The organism is Lysinibacillus sp. 10T31, assembly GCF_056394365.1.
Genome location: NZ_JBFTHS010000019.1, coordinates 14,331 through 35,625, shown reverse-complemented (window position 1 = coordinate 35,625; position 21,295 = coordinate 14,331). Strand labels below are relative to the sequence as shown.

Here is a 21,295-nt window from a genome sequence, read left to right as displayed (position 1 = left end):
GGATGTCATGGATTTTAAAAGGAATGAATTGTGCATACACAATTCAAAATCTAGATGCATTGTTTACCTATGCGCAAGCGAAGCGACAACAAAATCCAGCCAAAGCGAAATAAATATATAGATAAAAATAAAGGGGTGATGAGTAGGATGGCAATGATAGGAACGGTTATCGTTTATATTATTATGACCTGTGCAGTTTTAGGAGCAATCGGAGCAATTCGAGATGCTGAATATGGAATCGGTAAAGAGTTTATGAATGGTATTCATACGGTTGGACATATTTTTGTACCTGCTGCAGGAATCATGGCTGCTATACCTTACTTAACGTGGTTTATAAGTCATTTTATTAGTCCGATTTTTGAATTGATTGGTGCTGATCCAGCAATTGCAGCAACGACAATTTTAGCATCGGATATGGGAGGATATCAATTAGCAAATGCGTTAAAAGAGTCTTATGAAGGATGGGTCATGGCTCTAGTTGTCGGATTTATGTCAGGCGCAACAATCGTATTCTCTATTCCGATGGGTCTTGCCATGTTAGATAAGCGAGATCATAAATATATGGCGTTAGGAATTATGGCGGGTGTATTAACAATTCCAATTGGAGCATTTATTTCTTCCATCATGATTGTGACGTTTAATACCGATGTTCGTGAAGTCATTAGTACAACAGCGGAACCAACATATGTATTTGCGATTTCTGTTTTACAAATATTAATTAATTTATTGCCTTTGTTTATTTTCGTAGTGTTAATTGCGTTAGGTCTTAAGCTAATTCCAAATGGCATGATTAAAGGTTTCATGATTTTTGGACGCGTAATGGATGCTGCTATCAAACTTGTGCTAGTGTTCTCGATTGTAGAAATTTTCACAGGTATTTTTACAAAGATCTTTGGTGCATGGGGCTTTGATCCAATCATGGCAGATAAAGTCGATCAATTCCGGGCATTAGAAACGGCTGGGTATATCGGTATTATGCTAGCGGGTGCATTCCCAATGGTGTACTTAATAAGAAAATATGCATCGAAACCTCTAGAAGCGTTAGGTGGAAAATTAGGCTTATCATCAGTAGGAAGCGCAGGTCTTTTAGCGACAATTGCTAATATTTTAGCCATGTTTACACTAATTCGACATATGCCACCTAAAGATAAGGTTATTAACATTGCCTTTGGTGTTTGTTCAGCATTCCTTCTAGGAGATCATTTATCGTTTACGGCTAACTTCCAACCGACAATTATTTTACCTGTTATTACTGGTAAGTTTTTAGCCGGTGTGATCGCTATTATTTTAGCCTATAAACTATCTGTTCCAACAGCTCTAAGGTTAGAACAAGAGGATCGCAAGGCAGGAATTATTAAAGAAGGTGAATATCAAGATTAGAATCTTGATTAAATAAAAAACTTGAAAGAGGTGATGACGTGTGAGTGAAGAAAAGAAACGGTTTATTCAGGAGTTTGTGCCAGGTAAGCAACTAACATTGAGTCATCTAATAGCAAATCCTGATCCTGATATGTTTCAAAAGCTGGGCATTCAAGAAGCAGGTGCACTGGGCATCATGACATGTACACCGAGTGAGACAGTTATTATCGCAGGGGATTTAGCAACAAAGGCGGCCAATGTAAGACTAGGATTTTTAGATCGCTTTACTGGCAGTCTCGTTATTGTTGGTAGTGTCTCCGAGGTTGAAATGGCGATGTTAGAGATTAATCGTTTTCTATCAGAGATGCTAGGCTATACGCCATCAAAAATAACTAAATCATAGGATGTGCCGTATGAAGAATCGAGTAATGATTATAGGTGGTGTGCAAGCAGGTAAGTCGACACTGATGAATGCGTTATTGGGGAAAGATGGACAAGCCAATAAAACACAGGCGCTCGTTTATGATGATTGGATTGTTGATACACCAGGAGAATATATAGAAAATCCGATGTATTACAGAAACATTATGGCAACATCGCTTGAAGTGACACATGTGATTTATTTGCAGGATGCCACCTCATCAAAGAGTGTTTTTCCTCCGCAATTTAGCTTAGGAATTCCAAAAATACAAATTGGTGTCATTACAAAAATTGATGCACCCCTTGCAGATGTAGAAAGAGCAATAACGCTATTACAAAATGTCATGACGCATGGCCCTATTGTAAAAACCTCTTCGTGGCAAAAGCTTGGTATTGAGTTTATTGCGCCACTTATTCAGCTCAATTCTGACGAAGAAATTCGTCAGTTTGTGAAGGATCGTGATAGTCCTTATCTCATGTATTGCCCGTAGTGGCGAGAGGGGGAGAGTAAGTTGAAGACAGAAAAAATTTATAGTGCAGGCATTGATATTGGTACAAGTACAACAAAGATGGTTGTCAGTAGTTTTCTGTTGAAAAACGTTGCAGGTATAACGCATGTGCCACGCATAGAAATTATTGAAAAAACGGTTTTGCATCAAAGTCCTATTATTAGAACACCGTTTATCAATAAAGAAATTATCGATATGGAAAAAATCGAGCAATTTATTTTTCAGCAATATCAATTGGCCCAAATTGCACCAGCAGATATTTCAACAGGTGCCATTATCATTACGGGCGAGTCTGCCACAAAGGAAAATGCCAGCGAAGTTGTTCATACGATATCAGATTCAGCTGGTCACTTTTTAGTTGCTACTGCTGGACCCGATTTAGAAGGTATCATTGCAGCAAAAGGCGCAGGAACCTTACAACAATCTAAAAATACTGCCAAAGTTATCGCGAACATCGATATCGGTGGTGGGACAGCAAATATTGCGGTAATGCAGTTTGGTGAAGTAATTGGTACATGTACATTGCATGTCGGTGGAAGACTTATAGAATTTCAGAATGGCATTGTTCAATCGATTTCACCCCCCATTATGAAACTAATGGAGAAATGGTCAAACCCATTAAAGGTTGGTGATTCAGCAGAAGATGTACGTGTCACACAGCTAATTCAAGAATTGGTGGATATAGTAGCAAAGACGCTAAGTGGACAATTAACAGACGAACAGCATCCATTATTGTTAGGACATTTACCAACTTGGGATAAACCGGTTGAAGCAATCGTTTTTTCCGGTGGAGTAGCCGCATGCATTTATGAAAAAGAGTGTATAAATCGTCAGTATGATGATATCGGCGAAAAATTAGCAAAAAGTCTTTTACAGCATGAACAGCTACAATCCTTTTTATGGCTAAAACCAGAGGAAACAGCTAGGGCAACAGTTACTGGTGCGGGTACGCAAACAACTGAGATTAGCGGTGCAACGATTCAAGTAGATGCGGAAGTATTACCTTTAAAAAATGTACCTGTTTTCGATTGCCATATGGATCTGAACAGTAAAGCATTCGACTATGCGGTGAAAACAGCTATTGATCGAGCTGATACTCTATTTTCTATACAGGAGAATCGTTCTCCGTTTGCACTTTATTTTAGTCAGTTGCCCTATTTAAGCTTCCAGGATGTCCGTGGATTATGTGAGGCTATTTTGAAGCATTTAGCGACGAGAAGCTCCAAGGAAATACCAATTATCATAGTCATTCAATCAGATTATGCAAAAGTTATTGGGCAAACGATACAAGCAATCAATCAAACAGTTCCCATCATTTGCATCGATCAAATCAAAGTAGAAACAGGTGATTATATTGACATTGGGGAAGTACTACCGTCTGGTGTTGTCCCGGTCGTTGTAAAAACACTTGCTTTCCACTCAAAGTAAGGAGGATGAATGTGAATCTATCGGTGATATTTGGTGGAGAAAAATATAATTTTAATTCATTAAAGGATGTATTGGCTAAGGCCAACGAAGAAAAATCAGGAGATCAGCTAGCTGGAATTGCGGCTGAATCTGTACAGCAACGAATAGCGGCAAAGGCCGTACTAAGTGAGCTGTTAGTGAAGGACATAAGAGAAAATCCATTAGTTCCCCCTGAAAATGATGAAGTGTCACGCATTATTGAAGGTGATATCAATGAGCAAATTTATGGAGAAATTAAAAACTGGAGTATCGAGCAACTAAGAGAATACATTTTATCCAATGAAACAGGCGATCGAGAATTAAAACGATTAAGCAAGGGCATGAATTCAGAAGTTATTGCGGCGGTTACAAAGCTGATGTCCAACTTAGATCTTGTCCATGCTGCCAATAAAGTGGAAATACTGTCAACTTGTAATATTACAATCGGACAAAAGGGCACACTTTCCTCAAGATTACAGCCGAATCATCCAACAGACAATATTGACGGTATTATTGCTTCATTAAAAGAGGGATTGTCTTATGGTATTGGCGATGCGGTCATCGGGATTAACCCAGTAGATGACTCAGTTGAAAGTGTGAAAAAAGTATTGCAAGCCACAAAGGAGTTTATCAATGATTGGTCGATTCCTACACAAAACTGTGTGTTAGCACATATTACAACACAAATGAAAGCAATTAAACAAGGTGCACCAGCCGATATGATTTTCCAAAGTATTGCTGGAACGGAAATTGCTAATCGCTCGTTTGGGATTTCTGCTGATCTAATAAGAGAAGCTGAGGAGCTTGTGAAAAAGCAAGGAACAGGAACTGGCCCGAACTTATTTTATTTTGAAACTGGACAAGGCTCGGAGCTATCTGCTGAGGCACATATGGGTATTGACCAAGTAACACTTGAATCGCGCAATTACGGATTTGCAAGACATTTTAATCCGTATATTGTGAACACGGTTGTTGGTTTTATTGGTCCTGAGTATTTATACAATAACAAACAGGTTATACGTGCAGGACTAGAAGATCACTTTATGGGCAAAATGCACGGCATCCCTATGGGCGTTGATATTTGTTACACAAACCATATTAAAGCAGACCAAAATGATGTTGAAGATTTAAGTGTTTTACTAACAGCAGCTGGTGTCAACTTTATTATCGCTGCAGCTATGGGCGACGATGTTATGTTGAACTATCAGTCAATGAGCTTCCATGATGTCGCGACATTACTTCAAACGTTTGGTAAAAAACCAGCTCCTGAATTTCTAGCGTGGTTAGAAAAAATGGGCATTTATGAAAATGGTCGTCTTTCAGCTAGAGCTGGTGATTTATCTATATTTGAAAGGTAGGTGAGTCCAATGAATGACCAACTAGTATCCATGATTACACAGCTCGTTATGGAAAAGATGGGGAACAATACATCGGTGAATTCTCCAAAAGAAACAGCTGTGTCAGAAGAAAAACCAAATGAACCAATGATTAAGTTTTATGATACGGTTGCGGATCGTACTGATGAAGTGACAACTTCAATTGAACAATCAAATGAACCAATGATTAAGCTTTATCAAAATGATTCAATTCATCAGCAACAATCGTATCACAGTACAAATCATGATGAACCTTCATACAATGCAGCACCTGTCAAAGCCTTTGAATTTGAAGTGGGTGACGTGTCTGAAAGTATACAGGCAGCTAGAAAGCATACACCTGCAAGAATAGGTGTTGGCAGAGCTGGGACAAGACCAAAAACAAAAACTTGGTTAAAATTCCGACTCGATCATGCAGCGGCAGTAGATGCAGTATATGGAGAAGTGACAGAAGGGCTACTACAAAAGCTTGATGTCTTTCAAGTAACAACAAGAGTGACAGATAAGGAAGAATATATTACTAGACCGGATTTAGGTCGTCGTTTATCAGATGAAGCGAAGACAATTATTCAATCAAAGTGTAAAAAAAATCCAAAGGTACAAATCATTATTTCTAACGGATTAAGTGCAAGCGCGATTGAAGAAAATGTGCAAGATGTTTATTTAGCGTTACAGCAAAGTCTTAGTAATTTAAATATTGAAATAGGCACTACTTTCTATATTGATAAAGGGCGTGTTGCTCTTATGGATGAAATTGGTGAGCTTTTACAAGCAGAGGTGATCGTTTATTTAATAGGTGAGCGTCCTGGACTTGTATCAGCTGAGTCCATGAGTGCCTATATATGCTATCAACCTAGAATTGGCACAGTAGAAGCTGATCGAATGGTCGTTTCGAACATTCATAAAGGTGGTATCCCGCCATTAGAGGCAGGTGCTTATTTAGGAACAGTCGTTCAAAAAATATTGCATTACAAGGCAAGTGGAGTAGGTCTTGTGGCAAAAGAAGGTTAGGGGGCCAAACAATGAATCCTCAAAAAATTATGGCAGAAATTTTGGCAATGCAAATCATTCCAAGAGTGAATAATGAATTAGCAGAGCAATTAGATTTAAAGCCATATCACAATAGCATTGGACTCGTAACTCTAACAATAGATGATGTTGGATATGTAGCGTTGGACGAGGCTACGAAAAAAGCAGATGTTGATGTTGTTTATGCAAAAAGCTTTTATGCAGGAGCGGCACACGCATCTGGGCCATTATCTGGTGAGGTCATTGGCATCATTGCTGGCAGCTCGCCTGATGAAATACGCAGTGGTTTCGATGCGATTCAGCAGAAGATTCAGTTTGATACTTATTTTGAAGCCATTCTTCAAAATGAAAACCACGCTCTTTTTGCACATACTGTAGCAAGCTGTGGTACGTATCTGGCTGAGCTAGCAAACGTAAAGGTTGGAACAGCCCTTGCATATTTAATTGCACCGCCACTTGAGGCTGTCGTTGGTTTAGATGCTGCATTAAAAGCGGCGGATGTAGAGTTAAAGGTTTTCTTTGGTCCACCATCTGAAACCAATTTCGGTGGCGGTTTAGTAAGTGGTAGCCAATCTTCTTGCCAAGCTGCTGCAAATGCTTTTAGAGAAGCTATTGAGAATTTAGCGAGAAACCCAGTTGTTTAGAAAGGAGGGGCTTTATGGCCACAGTAGATAAAGATTTATTAGCAATTCAAGAAATGAGAGACGCCGTGAGAAGTGCCAATATGGCACAGGCTGCTTACATGCAGTATTCACAGCAGCAAGTCGATAACATCGTCAAGGCTGTTGCAGATGCCGCATTTAAAGAGGCAGAACGTTTGGCAAATATGGCCGTTCAGGAAACAGGGATGGGCATACCTAATCATAAAAAAATGAAAAATGAGGTAGCCTCTAGAGATGTCTATGAGGATATTAAAGATTTGAAGACTGTTGGTGTCGTTGGTTTCGATCGAATGAAGAAAGTTACAGAAATTGCTAGTCCGTTTGGAGTAGTCGCGGGCATTGTTCCTACGACAAATCCTACATCAACAGCAATCTTTAAAACACTTATCTCATTGAAAACTAGAAATGGTCTCGTACTAAGCCCGCACCCATATGCGGTTAATTGTACAAAGGAAGCTTTAGAGATTTGTAGAGTAGCTGCAGAAAAAGCAGGAGCACCAGAAGGATTGCTACACTGTTTAACAATGTCTTCTATGGAAGCTACGCAGCAATTAATGAAGCACCCAGATATTCACTTAATTTTAGCGACTGGTGGTGGTGCACTAGTAAAAGCAGCCTATAGTTCAGGCAAACCTGCTTATGGTGTAGGACCAGGAAATGTTCCAGCTTACATTGAAAAATCGGCGAATATATCCAAATCTGTTCGCCAGCTTGTACAAAGTAAGTCTTTTGATAACGGTACAATTTGTGCTACAGAGCAATCGATTATTGTAGATAAAGTCATTGCCGAACAAGTTTTAACAGAGTTAAAGAAAAACAATGCTTATATTTTGAGTGATGAAGAGAAGGTAAAAATGGAGAAGCTAATTTCTCCTGTCCCAGGGAAAGTAAATCCTCAAATTGTAGGTAAATCAGCAGCTTGCTTAGCAGATTCTATCGGTATTACCGTGCCGGAAGATACAAAAGTACTTGTTGGTATGGAAACGATGATCGGCAAGAACATTCCATTTTCACTAGAAAAACTGTCACCGATATTTGCATTATACACAGTCGAGGACAGCACAGAGGCAAAACAGGTGATGATTGATTTACTAAACATTGGTGGACGCGGCCATTCATGCTCGCTTCATACAGAAAATACAGCTTTAGCTGAGCAGTTTTCAGTCGATTTACCAGTGTCCAGAATTGTTGTCAATACATTATCTTCTATTGGCGCTGTTGGTGGAACTACTGGATTGGCACCATCCTTTACATTAGGGTGTGGTACGTTTGGTGGCAATATTACGTCCGATAACATTACAGCGAGACACTTATTGAATATTAAACGTATGGCTTATGGCATTAAAGATGTAGAAGTGCCAAAACCAGAATTTTTAGTACAACCAGTAGTAGAGAATATTAAGGCACAAGATCCAACTTTGGATACAGCCGTGGTTCAACAAATTGTTGATCAAGTATTAAAACAAATAACATTACAAAATAAATAATTTGGAGGAATGACAAATGAGTACAGCATTAGGAATGGTAGAAACAAAAGGATTAGTAGGAGCAATTGAAGCAGCGGATGCAATGGTGAAGGCAGCTAGCGTTAATTTAGTAGGGAAAGTACATGTTGGTGGCGGTATTGTCACTGTATTAGTTCGTGGTGATGTAGGAGCGGTAAAAGCAGCTACTGATGCAGGTGCAGCAGCGGCACAACGTGTAGGAGAACTTCTATCTGTTCATGTAATCCCACGCCCACACCATGAATTAGAATTAATTTTACCAAAAGCAGAAGCTTAATTTTATATCAGTCTGAATAAAGGCGACGGATAGAACATTATAAACGGAAGGGCAGGATGTTAGACATTGCGCATCATCCTGCTTCATTCCCTATAACAATATAGCTAAAAAGATATAGAGGTGGCTAATTTGAATACAGCGACAAAAACATTTCCTGTGGCCATTTCAGCTCGTCATATACATGTCAGTGAAGAGGATTTACAGGCACTTTTTGGTCCAAATGCGACGCTAACAAAAGATTTTGAGCTTTCGCAGCCAGGACAGTTTGCAGCCAAAGAGCGTGTCTCTATTGAGGGACCAAAAGGTGTTCTTCACAATGTACGTGTATTAGGTCCAGTAAGAGCGGCAACACAGGTGGAAATTAGTCGAACAGATGCAATGAAATTAGGATTAACCCCTCCTTTGAGACAATCGGGTGATATCGAAAGTTCAGCTGGCATCAAATTAATCAATCAAGAACAAGAAATAAACATCAAGCAGGGAGTTATTATTGCACAGGCACATATTCATATGACGGAAGAAGATGCGATAGCATTGGATGTACAAAATAATGAATTAGTATCTGTTGAAGTTGATAGTGAGCGACCTGTGACATTTCGTGGGGTTGTAGTTCGTGTATCAAACGATTTTAGTCTAGAGATGCATATTGATACAGATGAAGCGAATGCGGGCTTTATTGAACAGCAAGCACAAGGAAGAATTATCAGATCATTGACATAAGGAGGAGGTTAGATGCAGGAAAATTTAGTCCAAAAAATTGTTGAAGAAGTATTACAGCAAGTTTTAAAAAATCAGCCTTCCTCTCAGCATGACGGAAAAATCCCTGTTGGTGTATCAGCGCGACATGTACATCTTGCTCAAACGGAAGTGGAGCAGCTTTTTGGTGAAAACTATCAATTAACACCTAAGTTTGAGCTTTCACAACCAGGACAGTTTGCTGCTGAGGAAACAGTTGTTATTGCTGGTCCGAAGGGATCCATTGAACGAGTACGTATTTTAGGCCCAGCTCGTTCATTATCTCAAGTAGAAATTAGCTGGACAGACGCGATGAAATTAGGGGTTAAGCCACCTTTAAGGGTATCGGGAGATATTAAAGGCTCTAGCCCCGTTACACTTATTGGTCCAAAGGGCAGTGTCGTGCTAAATGAGGGACTCATTATTGCACAAGCACATATTCATATGTCACCGACAGACAGTGCTCAGTTCCAAGTAGTGGACGGACAATCGGTACAAATTAAAATAAAAGGTATAAGACCGATTATTTTATCAAATGTAATGATTCGCGTTTCAGAGCGTTATCGATTGGAGATGCATATCGATACAGATGAGGCAAATGCCGGTTTAATCCAGCAAGGTGCATTTGCGGAAATTGTCAATGTTCAAGCTAAGGAACAAATGAATGTCAAAGAACTTTCGCCAGTCGTAAGTCAGGTTGAAAAACCATCAAGCTATCAATTTGATAAGAAACTACTTTCGCAAGTAGAAGTACTTGAAATAGAAGCACAGGAAATTGTTGTTCCTAAAAAAACAATTGTGACTGCGTTGGCTTATGACAAAATACGTGAGTTGAATAAGACGTTAACATTTCGCTCTGAGTAATCATAGTCCATACGGGATAAAGAGGTGAAGTTCATGCAGATGGGAAGAGTGATAGGTAGTGTATGGGCAACACGTAAAGAAGAAGGGTTGAATGGCTTAAAATTATTAATTATTCAACCAATCGATTCCAATCAACAGCCGATTCGTTCAGAGATTGTAGCAGCGGATCGTATCGGAGCAGGAATCGGCGATGATGTGCTTATTACAAGTGGTGGATCATCACGATATATTATGAAAGAAAATCCATTGCCTATCGATGCAGTTGTTATAGGTATTATTGATTCTACGGAAGTTATGCGAGGTGAAGATAATGAGTAGCGCTATTGGAATGATTGAGACAAAAGGATTAGTAGGCTCTTACGAAGCTGCTGATGCGATGATAAAGTCATCAGATGTAACCATCGTCAAGCAAGAGTTCGTTGATGGTGGGATTGTGACAGTCGTCGTGAAAGGTGATGTTGGTTCTGTCCAAGCAGCAGTAGAAGCTGGAAAAGCCGCTGCAATGCGCGTTGGAGAACTATTAGGCGCTCACGTAATTCCGCGGCCAGATGAAGATGTTTTTCAAATGATTAAAGGACCAGAAGTACCAAAGAAAAAGCCAGCATCAACTCCAACATCAACGCGTGCTAAAAAAACGACGGAAACAGCAGCTACTGAAAATCGAGGTGAGGCTTAATGACATTTCGAAAAAGTAAAATCGCTGTTATTGGAGCTGGTCATACAGGCGCGACATTAAGCTTATTTTTAGCCCAAAAGGAGCTAGGAGATGTTGTCCTGTTAGATATTCCAGAATCGGAGAATCCGACAAAAGGAAAGGCGCTAGATTTATTACAAACAGGACCAATCGAAAAGTTTAATGTTTCTATTAAAGGAACGAGCAATTATGAGGATATAGCTGGAGCAAATATTGTCATTATTACAGCCGGTATTCCTCGTAAACCAGGCATGAGTCGAGATGATTTAGTGACGACGAATGCAAAAATTATTCAACAAGTATCTAGACAAATAAAACATTATGCTCCAAACAGCATAGTCCTTATATTAAGCAATCCGGTCGATGCCATGACCTATGTTTGCTATAAGGAAACAGGCTTTCCGAAAAATCGTATCATCGGTCAATCAGGTGTATTAGATACAGCGCGTTTTAATACATTTGTAGCACAAGAACTGCAAATTGCACCAGAGGATGTATCAGGATTCGTCTTAGGTGGACATGGCGACGAAATGGTCCCTTTAATTCGATATTCCTATGCTGGAGGGATCCCATTAGAAAAACTGATTCCTCAAGACAGACTGCAGCAAATCGTAGAACGTACACGTAAAGGTGGCGGAGAAATTGTTGGTTTGTTAGGCAATGGTAGTGCTTATTATGCGCCAGCTGCTGCCTGTGCACAGATGGTTGAAATCATCATGAAAGATCAACGTAAAATAATTCCTTCTATCGCCCTATTAGAAGGAGAGTACGGTTACCACGAAATATTTTTAGGGGTACCGACAATATTAGGTGGCAATGGCATTGAATCAGTCATTGAATTGCACCTGACAAATGAAGAAAAAGCAGCGCTCCATCAATCGGCAGAAGCCGTTAAACAAGTATTAACAATTTGTCAAAACATAGGGTAATCAGACTCTATACAACAATAAGATATGTAGGATCCCCAACTATATATTTGTTGTTATAACATTTAGCTCTTAAAAATGTTTGATTGGAAACCGAACATTACATGTGAAAGCTAGTTAAAATTCTCCCCGAATTTATATAGAATAAGAAGCTCTCTTTGATCGTGAAAACGATGAAGAGAGCTTCTTTCGTTTACTAATTAAAAATGTGATAGCTCCTATTAAAGATTTTATGATTGGGAGAGAAGGAAGTATCTATTTAGAAAGATAATTTTCCTTCCTTTTGTGTAAATAAGGGAATAATGATAGTAACCCTAGGATAGCTAAAGAAACACCAATCCACAGTGGTGATATATAGCCATATCCATTACTAATACCTAGGCCGCCAAGTGATGAACCAATAACAATACCAAGCGTAATAAAAGAACTATGAATGGTATTTATCATCGTGCCATTATTAGCAGTTTTCATCACCCTCGCCACCATAGCTGGATTCATTGCAACACCAGTGAAGCCGATAAAAAGAGTAGTAATAACTGCAATATATTTATTTTCAGCTCCTAAGGCAAATAAAGATAATGCTACGATTAAAATAATCAATCCACTCAAAAGTGTTTCCATTGTATACTTATCAGCAAATTTGCCAATCACTATATTCCCGATGACTGTTGCACTACCATAGAGAGCAAGTAAATATGGGATACTTGCGCTTGAAAAGCCTGTGATATTTGTAAAAATAGGCGTGAAATAACTAAATGCTGCAAATGTACCACCTATAATAAACATACTTGTTATGTACGCTGTCCAAAGATGAATATTTTTAAAGTGCATGAGCTCATCTTTCCAGTTTAATCGTGCTTTGTTTGGCAATGATGGAAGTAACAATTGAATCATTATCCCGGAAACTAGTACAAGAATAGAAACAAACCAAAAACTCGTACGCCAACCAAAATTTTGCGAGATAACTGTTGTTATAGGTAAGCCTAGGACTGTTGCAATCATTAAACCTGCAAGAACAATAGATGCAGCTTTTCCCCTTGAATTAGGGGGAACCAATGTTGCTGAAAAGGATATGGCAATACCAAATGCTGAAGATGAAGCAATGCCGGTAATAATGCGTGAAACCATCATAATATCATAGTTCCAAGCGATAGCTCCTAGCGACTGGCCGATTAAAAATACAAACATTAAAAATAATAATGCTTGCTTACTACGTAATCGTAGAAGAGTTGCAGTTAAAATAGGTCCACCTACTACCATTGAACCTGCATAAGCTGTAATTAAATACCCGATTGAAGATACAGAAACTTGAAATGCAAGAGCAAGTTCGTTCATCATACCTGCAACCAAAAATTCAGATGTAGTCATACAAAAAATCGCTAAAGCTAATAAATAAATAATAGATGGCATAAAAACACTCCTAAATTTAATATTGTAACGATTGGTACAAAAGTGATCCTAAAAAAGAGCGCACTAAGCGCCAAATATAGATTCCAATGTTCCTTTCATAATCTGCTCAGACAACATCCGATTTTGCATCGAAACATTAAGAACACGAAACCCGTAATAACTGCTTAAAAATAGACTAGCCAATTCCTCAGCTGTTTGCTTTTTTGAAATTTCGCCAGTTTGCAATCCTTCCTCCATTACTTTTTCAATAGCTAGTTTAAGAAGCTCGACATGTCGTGAGAAAATTTCTTGAACCATTACGTCAATATTAGCTCTTTCCACACTCGCATTAATTAATAAACAACCCTTTTGATCAATATTCTCAAAATCTTCCTTCAATGCCCATTCGAAAAAATTACATAACCGCTCTTTCAATGCAATTGGAGCATTTAATAATTCCTGCTGTTCCTTAATTCCAAACTCATGATAGCGTTCTAATACTTGTTTATATAGTTCATGTTTGCTACCAAAAGTATTGTATAAGCTCCCTTTCCCGAGTCCAGTATCATTGCATAAGTCCTGTGTAGAACACCCCTCATACCCTCTTATCCAAAAAGTTTTCATAGCGACATCTACAATTGAGGAATACTCAAACTCTCGGGGTCTGCCTCGTTTAGTCAATTTTATCCACCTCTCATTAACTAATAGCATATCTTTTTTGTACTAAACGGTCAATATTTTTTTCAGTCAAGGAAGTTAAAGATAAAGGTAGAAAAGCATAAATCTTGATTGACTTTGTCCTTAGGGGAAGGTGTATAAATGAATTGTAGCAAGTAACAAATCTATAAGTGAGGTGGTTTTGTGCTATCAATTGGAGAATTCTCGAAGGTATGTGGTGTCTCGACAAAAACACTTCGATATTACGATGAAATTGGATTAATAAACCCAGATGAGATTAATGCTGAAAGCGGTTATAGGTATTATTCTATCGAACAACTAAAAAGGATGCTCTATATCAACCGTTTAAAATCCTACCATTTTTCTCTTGAAGAAATTAAAATGATGCTGGCATTAGAAGAGGATCAATCCGAAGAAATGCTTTGTTCGGCGCTTAACCATAAGAGAAATGCGATTCAAGAAAAACTAAAGGCTTTTGAATATCTTGTAAAACAACTAAGTCATGATATTGCAAACTTAGAAAAGGGGATACCGATTATGTCGTACCTTGACGATATCGAAGTACAGCTGGTTGAAACAGAGCCAATGAATATCCTTCATAAGCGACTGATATTGAGCAGTGATGACTATGCATCGGGATACGGTAATTATTTTAGCAAGCTATATGAAAAGATTGCGACGGAGCAGCTCACTTTACTAGGAAAGCCGATGACGATTTACCACAGCCCTGAATTTAATCCTGCTGGTAATGATACCGAGTTTGCTATTCCAATAGCTGAGTATGTCAAAGGAACGAGAGATTTGCCTGGTAGCCTCTGTGCTAAATCTGTTTTAAAGGGGGCTTATCCAGAATTAACATCTGTCTATGCTAATTTGATGAAGTGGATAGAAAACGAGGGTTATGAATTGATATTACCGCCATATGAAATATATGTAACAGATCCAAATCAAGCTAACTCTCCCGAGGATTATATTACTGAGGTTTATTTTCCTGTAAAGAAAAAATAACAAACTAACAATAGGAGGTTCTTATGCAAACAACAATAAATTGGCACACGGTAAAGCCTGAAAGCATATATATGAACAATGAAAAGCTTTCTCAGCTTGAGCACACGGTAAAAAGTGATTATAACAATATAAATGGCATTGTTATAATTAGAAATGGTCATTTAGCATATGAAAAATATTTTAATGGGAAAAGTCCTGATGATTGTCACCATGTAGCATCTGTAACTAAAAGTGTACTATCTGCACTTATAGGCATCGCTATTGATAAAGGGTATATTAAAAGCGTTGAAGAAAAGGTGTTAGATTTTTTCCCTAAATATATTTCTAATGCTGATAAGCAGAAACAACAGATTACTATACGACATCTTCTCACGATGACAGTACCATATCCATATGAGGATTGGCATGAGCCACTAGATATTCTATGTCAACAGCAGGATTGGATAAAATATACACTTGATATAATGGGTGAAAAGGGGGATTTAGGCGAATTTAAATATTCTACAGCTGGAGCACATTTATTGTCAGCTATTCTTACTGAAAGTACAGGTAAGAGTGCACGAGCGTTCGCTAATGAACATTTGTTTACACCGCTTGGCATGAAAGAAATTCCTGACTATCAAATGAACGCATATGGGTTTGATGATTTATTCGGAAAAAACGTTAAGGGGTGGGTACATGATCCATACGGTCATTCGACAGGTGGATGGGGGCTAACATTAACTACCCGTGATATGGCACGATTTGGCTACCTTTATTTAAACAATGGCATTTGGGATAATAAAAGGATTCTCTCAGAGGCATGGATTCGTAAATCAACAGAGATGAACCATAACAATTACGGTTATTTATGGTGGCTAAAGCAAGAAGATGGGCTTTCTACCTTTTCAGCAATAGGGGATGGGGGCAATATGATTTGTTGTATACCAAAAATGAATATGATTGTAGCAATTAGTTCAGAATTCATTATGAATCCACGAGATAGATGGCCATTAATTAAAGAGTATATAATCCCAGCGGTATTATAATTATTCTGTTGTACATAAAAGAAGATATATGAGTTATCAAAATAACAACTACTTATACCCAATATTACAATTAAGTTGATCCTCTCCGAGTAGCAATGAAAAGATGGCAAAAGTCTTTTACATTCATAACTGGGGAGGTTTTTTTATGAGAGGACAAAGTTTTTTATCAGGTACTTCTTTGACACTACATCTACAGATGGATAGTAGTTCAAAAAATAATCTGAAAATATGGACTATTTTTATTTTCTTTTAACTTCTTTCAGCAATTATTTCTGTAGCGAAAACAAAGCGGCAGCTATTTTGTACTGGAAGTGTGGCGACAGTTCAGAAGTATACCACTTCTAGAAGAATGCGGTTTTAAGTCACTTTTCAGCGGGTATCCAAACATCCGCTGAAAGAAGTTAAAGCCTCCGGACGCAATTATGCCGAGGCATAATCTTTTATTAAGAATTTATTAAATAAAGAGAGGGAAAGAAATGAGTAGTTACTTGGTTATCCTTTTAGTCATTATTCTTCTTATGTTAAGGGAGAAAAAAGTTAGACCAACTCGAATGTGGATAATACCGATTTTGTTAATTGGGATAACGTGTACTTCTATTTTAAGTTCAGATAAATTAACGCCGATAAGCTTTATCTTGTACTTCATTTGTTTAATAATGGGCATAGGTATCGGGATATGGAGAGGAAAATTAGAAAAAATTCGTGTTAATCATGAAAGAGGAATCGTAACTACACAAAGTTCTGTCGCTGGAGTTATTTTATTTCTTGGCATTCTTCTTTTGCGAGTACTTGCAGCAAAATGGGGAAAAGAGCATGCTGTCATAGCATTAACGAATGCTCTTATGTTTATACCGCTCGGTAGTGTATGTGCTCGCCGGTATATTATTTATATGAGATACAAACAACTTACGGGATGAAAAAAATATGGATTTAAAAAGTTTCTTTCGCATTTTACAAAAAATGGTGCAGTGGATCGAACGCGAGCGGTTGTATATGCCATTCGCAATAGAATAGTTTTGTAGATATAAAATTGTGAACAGTTATTATTGCTATAAAAATACTATAAAGTCCATAATATACAAAATTTTCGAAAATATGATAAAATAGTAGCGTGAAAAGGAGGATGAAGTATGACTGTTCAACAATTTACTGATTATGTAAAAAAAATGCAGCACTACGGAGAAGCATTAAGTGTGATTTATTGGGATATGCGTACGGGTGCACCTAAGAAAGGGTTAGCTCAGCGTTCAGAGGTAGTTGGAACATTATCTGCCTCCTTATTTGACATGCAAACTAGTGAAGAGTTAGGGCAATTACTAACGGACCTAGAGGGGCAAAAGGAAGATCTTGATTATGTTACGCTGCGTTTAGTAGAGGAAGTACGTAAAGAGTATGACCAAAATAAAAAAATTCCGGCTGATGAATATAAGGAATTCGTCATTCTACAATCTAAAGCGGAAACAGCATGGGAAGAAGCAAAGGCAACTAATAATTTTGCTTTATTCCTACCTTATTTAGAGGAAATTATAAGCTGGCAGAAGAAATTCATTCAATATTGGGGTATTAAAAACGGTTCGCCGTACAATACATTACTAGATTTATATGAACCTGATATGACGACTGATGTTTTAGATCAAGTTTTTGGTGACTTACGTGAAACAATCGTTTCTCTTGTGCAAAAAATCGCAGCTTCACCAAATAAACCAGATACAAGCATATTATTTAAGCATTTCCCTCGTGAATCTCAGCGTGCATTATCATTAGAAATGCTAACACAACTTGGCTATGATTTTGATGCAGGTCGCTTAGACGAAAGTGTGCATCCATTTATGATTGGCTTAAATCATGGAGATAATCGTATTACAACGAAATATGATGAAAACGATTTCCGCTCAGCAATTTTTGGAACAATCCATGAGTGTGGACACGCCATGTACGAACAAAATATCGATGTGAAGCTTGATGGTTTACCATTAGCAACGGGGACATCTATGGGAATACATGAATCCCAATCTTTATTTTATGAAAATTTTGTTGGTAGGAACGAAAAGTTCTGGGAGCATAACTACGAGCGACTGCAAAAATATTCACCTGAGCAATTTGGTGATGTAGCATTAGCTGACTTCCTACGAGCAATTAATATGGTGGAGCCATCGTTTATTCGCATTGAAGCAGATGAGTTAACATATCCACTACATATTATGATTCGCTATGAAATTGAACGTGACCTATTCAACGGCGATCTTCAAGCGAAGGATCTTCCACAAGTATGGAATGATAAATACGAAGAATATTTAGGCATTCGTCCTGAAACAGATGCAAAAGGGGTACTACAAGATATGCACTGGTCAGGGGGCATGTTTGGCTATTTCCCATCCTATGCTTTAGGAATGATTTATGCTGCACAATGGAAACATGCAATGGATAAAGATATTCCAAACTTTGATGAGCTATTAGAAAAGGGTGAGCTTCTTCCAATTCGAGAGTGGTTAACAGACAAAGTCCATCAATACGGCGCGTTGAAGAAGCCATTCGAATTGCTACAGGAAGCGACAGGGGAAGGCTTAAACGCAAAATATTTAGCAAACTATTTACAAGAAAAATATACGAAGCTGTATCAGCTCTAAAGCCCAAAGCGATTTCTCGTAACAGAGAAATCGCTTTTTTAAAAGCAAAATGGTCAAGAAAATTACTATGAATGTTGTGTCGCTTTCAATGAATGTGATTTTTGTTCCAGGCTACTCGCTTTCGCTCTGGCAAAACCCTGTTCCTGCAAAATTTTAGCTATTAAGTGTGGGTCTTATGCAAGTGAATTGTTTACACTTGGGACGTGGACAGAGGCACTTAGCGCTTTTGTTCTTCTTCAGTAACGTTGCATAAATGTCGATACCATAAGTTGTAGTAGTTATCTGTGAATTATCACGTCTGGACAATGGCTTAAACAGAAGGATCACCACGTAGGCAGTTTGTGTCCATTTAGTATTTCCGTCTATATCAAGTTAGGCGTTCCGGTAATCGAATAAGCAAACGAGGGTGCATTTAATGATATTCCAGTCCTTAATTATAGGTAGAATAGGGGTAATTCAATTTAATTTATAGTATAATGATTATTTCAATAATGCGATGGAAAAGAGGGAACGGATGCCTACTATACTGGTTGCTGACGACGATGCGAACATTCGCGAACTCGTCTGTTTATTTCTACGCAACGACGGATTCGCAACAGTCGAAGCCGTGGACGGCAAGGAAGCACTGGCCATCTACACATCAACGCAAGTCGATCTTGTCGTGCTCGACATTATGATGCCGATTATGGATGGTTGGACGTTATGCAAGGAGCTCCGAAGGGCCAATCCTGATCTTCCGTTACTTATGCTGACTGCAAGGGGCGAAACATGGGAAAAAGTGAAAGGATTTGAACTTGGAGCGGATGATTATTTGACTAAACCATTCGACCCGCTGGAGTTGCGGGTTCGTGTTAAGGCACTATTGAAACGATTCCGAATTGGTTCCACGCAGATAATCCAGTTCGGCAACGTCATCCTTGATCGACAGACCTATAAGGTGATGAGGGGGACGGAGTCGCTCACGTTACCGCTCAAGGAGTTCGAATTACTTTATAAGCTCGCCGGAACACCTGGTCAAGTTTATACGCGAGTCCAGTTGATCGATCAAATTTGGGGGATTGATTACGCTGGAGATGATCGAACGATAGACGTACATATTAAACGCTTGCGCGAACGATTCGCGACTACAGCCGATTTTCGTATCGAAACGGTACGTGGGCTTGGTTACCGCCTTGAGGTGCACGAATGATCAAATCTTTATATACACGCGTAGTCCTGATATTTCTAGTCTCCGTAATCGGGGGCACGATCATTGCTTTTTTTGTAGCAACTTGGGTATTTGAAGATAAATTGAACGAGAACCTGCAAATCCCCTTACTTTACTTTGGTCAGGACATCGCCCGGATTTATGAGAAATTACCGTTAAGTGAAGCGAACACATTCGTAAGTGGAATGAATCAGCTCAAATCCTATCATATTCGAATTTATGAAGAAACGGGTCAGTTCCAGTCTTATGGAGCGCTTAACGGAGATAAACCTGCCACTGTGACGATGGAACAGGTGACAAAAGTACTGGGTGGGGAAATTGTTCAAGTCAATCCGAGTGGTGTTTCTACTGTTCTCTTAGGGATGCCGTTGACAACTGAAATGGGAACGAAAGCGATGTTTGTAGAACCGATCGCCCTCCCTTCCACTTCTTTTGTAATAAAGTGGATTTTGAACTTTTCAACCTATTCGTTGATAGCAGGAAGCCTATTGATTCTGGTTGCTGCTATGTTCCTAGTCAAACCAATCAAAAAGCTGACAAAAGCGACTAGACATATAGCAGGTGGAGATTTTAACGTTAAGCTGAATATTAATCAAAAGGGTGAGCTAGGTACTTTAGCTCGCAGCTTCGAAGAAATGATGCACGAACTGCAGCAACTTGAGCAGATGCGTAGGGATTTCGTATCGAATGTGTCGCATGAAGTTCAGTCGCCGCTTACCTCGATATCCGGTTATGCTTTAGCGCTCAAGCAAGTAAACCTCGCAGATAACGAGCGGAGCCGTTATCTCGATATTATCATCGCTGAAGCAGATCGGATGTCCAAGATGAGCGATAGCCTGCTAAAGCTGAGTTTGCTTGAATCGCAGTCACAGCAACTGCGGCTGGTCACGTTCAGCCTTGATGAACAGATCAGACGAGTCATCGTCGCTATCCAGCCGCAATGGTCGGCTCGCAACATCCGTTTCGAGCTCAATTTGAACGCTGTTCGCCTAATGGCTGATCATGATCAATTAAACCAGGTATGGACGAACATAATCGGCAATAGTATCAAATTTTCCAAAGATGCCGGAGTTATTAACATTAGCATCAAACAAGATATCAAAAATGTGACAGTCCGAGTATCCGACACGGGCATTGGTATTTCCTTAGAGGATCAGAAGCGTATATTCGAGCGGTTTTTTAAGGCTGATCGTTCCCATAGTCGTAAGTATGATGGCAGTGGTATGGGACTCGCCATCGTTAAACAGATCGTATCGCTTCATCAAGGCGACATCCGAGTGGAAAGCGAGCCTGGCAGAGGAACGACTGTCATTGTCACTTTGCCAATCACAACACCAACAGAGTAATTAGATTCATGTTGTACATTCGAATTATTTAAACGTCCTCGTATTTCCCAAGTTACGGCGTCATATGCAAACTTTCTTGCATGTGACGCCGTAACTTTTTTTGTTTGTTCATATTCCGTTCATATTGTTGTCATCGGGAGTACATTTTCGTCCTATAAGCTATCCTTAATGGCCCATATAAGATGTCTAGTAAATAGATAAATAAAGGAG

Annotated in this window: 22 protein-coding genes; 20 read left to right on the top strand and 2 right to left on the bottom strand. The window is 38.9% G+C overall.

Annotated elements, in window-relative coordinates:
- Positions 1 to 147 precede the first annotated feature (147 nt).
- The 14 genes from eutH (at position 148) to mdh (ending at position 11,805) form a co-directional block, all read left to right on the top strand.
- Positions 148 to 1,380, top strand: a complete 1,233-nt coding sequence (eutH, locus tag AC1DCY_RS12625; protein WP_477350571.1) for an ethanolamine utilization protein EutH — start codon at positions 148 to 150, stop codon at positions 1,378 to 1,380.
- A gap of 40 nt (positions 1,381 to 1,420) precedes the next feature.
- Positions 1,421 to 1,762, top strand: a complete 342-nt coding sequence (eutS, locus tag AC1DCY_RS12620) for an ethanolamine utilization microcompartment protein EutS (RefSeq protein WP_053593758.1) — start codon at positions 1,421 to 1,423, stop codon at positions 1,760 to 1,762.
- A 10-nt stretch (positions 1,763 to 1,772) separates the two neighbouring features.
- Positions 1,773 to 2,270 carry a EutP/PduV family microcompartment system protein gene (locus AC1DCY_RS12615; protein WP_477350569.1) on the top strand — a complete coding sequence of 166 codons (498 nt, stop codon included), beginning with the start codon at positions 1,773 to 1,775 and terminating at the stop codon, positions 2,268 to 2,270.
- Positions 2,271 to 2,291: 21 nt separating this feature from the next.
- The gene (locus AC1DCY_RS12610) at positions 2,292 to 3,716 is read left to right on the top strand and encodes an ethanolamine ammonia-lyase reactivating factor EutA (protein WP_477350567.1); all 1,425 of its coding nucleotides are present in this window, start codon (positions 2,292 to 2,294) and stop codon (positions 3,714 to 3,716) included.
- A gap of 5 nt (positions 3,717 to 3,721) precedes the next feature.
- Entirely contained in the window at positions 3,722 to 5,092 is a 1,371-nt protein-coding gene (locus AC1DCY_RS12605) for an ethanolamine ammonia-lyase subunit EutB (protein WP_477350566.1), read from the top strand.
- 9 nt (positions 5,093 to 5,101) lie between these two features.
- Positions 5,102 to 6,121: an ethanolamine ammonia-lyase subunit EutC gene (eutC, locus tag AC1DCY_RS12600; RefSeq protein WP_477350564.1), complete on the top strand. Its 1,020-nt coding sequence runs from the start codon at positions 5,102 to 5,104 to the stop codon at positions 6,119 to 6,121.
- A gap of 11 nt (positions 6,122 to 6,132) precedes the next feature.
- Positions 6,133 to 6,783 (top strand): ethanolamine utilization microcompartment protein EutL, encoded by a 651-nt coding sequence (gene eutL / locus AC1DCY_RS12595; protein ID WP_477350562.1) that lies wholly within the window; start codon positions 6,133 to 6,135, stop codon positions 6,781 to 6,783.
- Positions 6,784 to 6,797: 14 nt separating this feature from the next.
- The gene (locus AC1DCY_RS12590) at positions 6,798 to 8,288 is read left to right on the top strand and encodes an aldehyde dehydrogenase family protein (RefSeq protein ID WP_477350561.1); all 1,491 of its coding nucleotides are present in this window, start codon (positions 6,798 to 6,800) and stop codon (positions 8,286 to 8,288) included.
- A 16-nt stretch (positions 8,289 to 8,304) separates the two neighbouring features.
- Positions 8,305 to 8,583, top strand: coding sequence for a BMC domain-containing protein (locus AC1DCY_RS12585; RefSeq protein ID WP_053482447.1), 279 nt, complete (start codon positions 8,305 to 8,307; stop codon positions 8,581 to 8,583).
- 129 nt (positions 8,584 to 8,712) lie between these two features.
- Positions 8,713 to 9,303 carry a phosphate propanoyltransferase gene (gene pduL / locus AC1DCY_RS12580; RefSeq protein ID WP_477350558.1) on the top strand — a complete coding sequence of 197 codons (591 nt, stop codon included), beginning with the start codon at positions 8,713 to 8,715 and terminating at the stop codon, positions 9,301 to 9,303.
- A 12-nt stretch (positions 9,304 to 9,315) separates the two neighbouring features.
- Positions 9,316 to 10,182: a phosphate propanoyltransferase gene (locus AC1DCY_RS12575; RefSeq protein WP_477350557.1), complete on the top strand. Its 867-nt coding sequence runs from the start codon at positions 9,316 to 9,318 to the stop codon at positions 10,180 to 10,182.
- Positions 10,183 to 10,215: 33 nt separating this feature from the next.
- A complete protein-coding gene (locus AC1DCY_RS12570; RefSeq protein WP_477350555.1) occupies positions 10,216 to 10,500 on the top strand; it encodes a EutN/CcmL family microcompartment protein in 285 nt (94 codons plus the stop codon).
- Entirely contained in the window at positions 10,493 to 10,858 is a 366-nt protein-coding gene (locus AC1DCY_RS12565) for a BMC domain-containing protein (RefSeq protein WP_477350553.1), read from the top strand. Before AC1DCY_RS12570 ends, AC1DCY_RS12565 begins: the two co-directional genes overlap by 8 nt.
- Positions 10,858 to 11,805 carry a malate dehydrogenase gene (gene mdh, locus AC1DCY_RS12560; protein ID WP_477350552.1) on the top strand — a complete coding sequence of 316 codons (948 nt, stop codon included), beginning with the start codon at positions 10,858 to 10,860 and terminating at the stop codon, positions 11,803 to 11,805. The genes AC1DCY_RS12565 and mdh overlap by 1 nt, the downstream gene beginning before the upstream one ends.
- 252 nt (positions 11,806 to 12,057) lie before the next feature.
- Here the strand turns inward: mdh and AC1DCY_RS12555 are convergent, their stop codons facing one another.
- Positions 12,058 to 13,212: an MFS transporter gene (locus tag AC1DCY_RS12555; RefSeq protein WP_477350550.1), complete on the bottom strand. Its 1,155-nt coding sequence runs from the start codon at positions 13,210 to 13,212 to the stop codon at positions 12,058 to 12,060.
- A gap of 63 nt (positions 13,213 to 13,275) precedes the next feature.
- A complete protein-coding gene (locus AC1DCY_RS12550) occupies positions 13,276 to 13,872 on the bottom strand; it encodes a TetR/AcrR family transcriptional regulator (protein WP_477350548.1) in 597 nt (198 codons plus the stop codon).
- A gap of 180 nt (positions 13,873 to 14,052) precedes the next feature.
- Between AC1DCY_RS12550 and AC1DCY_RS12545 the strand changes: the two genes are divergently transcribed.
- The 6 genes from AC1DCY_RS12545 to AC1DCY_RS12520 all read left to right on the top strand — a co-directional run bounded on the left by AC1DCY_RS12545 (position 14,053) and on the right by AC1DCY_RS12520 (position 21,085).
- The gene (locus AC1DCY_RS12545) at positions 14,053 to 14,877 is read left to right on the top strand and encodes a MerR family transcriptional regulator (RefSeq protein WP_477350546.1); all 825 of its coding nucleotides are present in this window, start codon (positions 14,053 to 14,055) and stop codon (positions 14,875 to 14,877) included.
- Between the two features lie 23 nt (positions 14,878 to 14,900).
- Positions 14,901 to 15,905: a serine hydrolase domain-containing protein gene (locus AC1DCY_RS12540; protein ID WP_477350544.1), complete on the top strand. Its 1,005-nt coding sequence runs from the start codon at positions 14,901 to 14,903 to the stop codon at positions 15,903 to 15,905.
- Positions 15,906 to 16,381: 476 nt separating this feature from the next.
- Positions 16,382 to 16,822, top strand: coding sequence for a CcdC protein domain-containing protein (locus AC1DCY_RS12535; protein WP_477350542.1), 441 nt, complete (start codon positions 16,382 to 16,384; stop codon positions 16,820 to 16,822).
- 213 nt (positions 16,823 to 17,035) lie between these two features.
- The gene (locus AC1DCY_RS12530) at positions 17,036 to 18,532 is read left to right on the top strand and encodes a carboxypeptidase M32 (RefSeq protein ID WP_477350541.1); all 1,497 of its coding nucleotides are present in this window, start codon (positions 17,036 to 17,038) and stop codon (positions 18,530 to 18,532) included.
- 514 nt (positions 18,533 to 19,046) lie between these two features.
- Complete coding sequence (locus tag AC1DCY_RS12525; protein WP_477350539.1) at positions 19,047 to 19,721, top strand: response regulator transcription factor; 675 nt, start codon at positions 19,047 to 19,049, stop codon at positions 19,719 to 19,721.
- Positions 19,718 to 21,085, top strand: coding sequence for a sensor histidine kinase (locus AC1DCY_RS12520; protein WP_477350537.1), 1,368 nt, complete (start codon positions 19,718 to 19,720; stop codon positions 21,083 to 21,085). The genes AC1DCY_RS12525 and AC1DCY_RS12520 overlap by 4 nt, the downstream gene beginning before the upstream one ends.
- The last annotated feature ends 210 nt before the right edge of the window (positions 21,086 to 21,295 follow it).

Coding starts and splice junctions, on each gene's coding strand:
- eutH (WP_477350571.1), top strand. CDS start 148: ATGGCAATGATAGGAACGGTTATCGTTTATATTATTATGACCTGTGCA.
- AC1DCY_RS12615 (WP_477350569.1), top strand. CDS start 1,773: ATGAAGAATCGAGTAATGATTATAGGTGGTGTGCAAGCAGGTAAGTCG.
- AC1DCY_RS12605 (WP_477350566.1), top strand. CDS start 3,722: ATGAATGTGAATCTATCGGTGATATTTGGTGGAGAAAAATATAATTTT.
- eutC (WP_477350564.1), top strand. CDS start 5,102: ATGAATGACCAACTAGTATCCATGATTACACAGCTCGTTATGGAAAAG.
- eutL (WP_477350562.1), top strand. CDS start 6,133: ATGAATCCTCAAAAAATTATGGCAGAAATTTTGGCAATGCAAATCATT.
- AC1DCY_RS12590 (WP_477350561.1), top strand. CDS start 6,798: ATGGCCACAGTAGATAAAGATTTATTAGCAATTCAAGAAATGAGAGAC.
- AC1DCY_RS12585 (WP_053482447.1), top strand. CDS start 8,305: ATGAGTACAGCATTAGGAATGGTAGAAACAAAAGGATTAGTAGGAGCA.
- AC1DCY_RS12575 (WP_477350557.1), top strand. CDS start 9,316: ATGCAGGAAAATTTAGTCCAAAAAATTGTTGAAGAAGTATTACAGCAA.
- AC1DCY_RS12570 (WP_477350555.1), top strand. CDS start 10,216: ATGCAGATGGGAAGAGTGATAGGTAGTGTATGGGCAACACGTAAAGAA.
- AC1DCY_RS12565 (WP_477350553.1), top strand. CDS start 10,493: ATGAGTAGCGCTATTGGAATGATTGAGACAAAAGGATTAGTAGGCTCT.
- mdh (WP_477350552.1), top strand. CDS start 10,858: ATGACATTTCGAAAAAGTAAAATCGCTGTTATTGGAGCTGGTCATACA.
- AC1DCY_RS12555 (WP_477350550.1), bottom strand. CDS start 13,212: ATGCCATCTATTATTTATTTATTAGCTTTAGCGATTTTTTGTATGACT.
- AC1DCY_RS12540 (WP_477350544.1), top strand. CDS start 14,901: ATGCAAACAACAATAAATTGGCACACGGTAAAGCCTGAAAGCATATAT.
- AC1DCY_RS12535 (WP_477350542.1), top strand. CDS start 16,382: ATGAGTAGTTACTTGGTTATCCTTTTAGTCATTATTCTTCTTATGTTA.
- AC1DCY_RS12530 (WP_477350541.1), top strand. CDS start 17,036: ATGACTGTTCAACAATTTACTGATTATGTAAAAAAAATGCAGCACTAC.
- AC1DCY_RS12525 (WP_477350539.1), top strand. CDS start 19,047: ATGCCTACTATACTGGTTGCTGACGACGATGCGAACATTCGCGAACTC.
- AC1DCY_RS12520 (WP_477350537.1), top strand. CDS start 19,718: ATGATCAAATCTTTATATACACGCGTAGTCCTGATATTTCTAGTCTCC.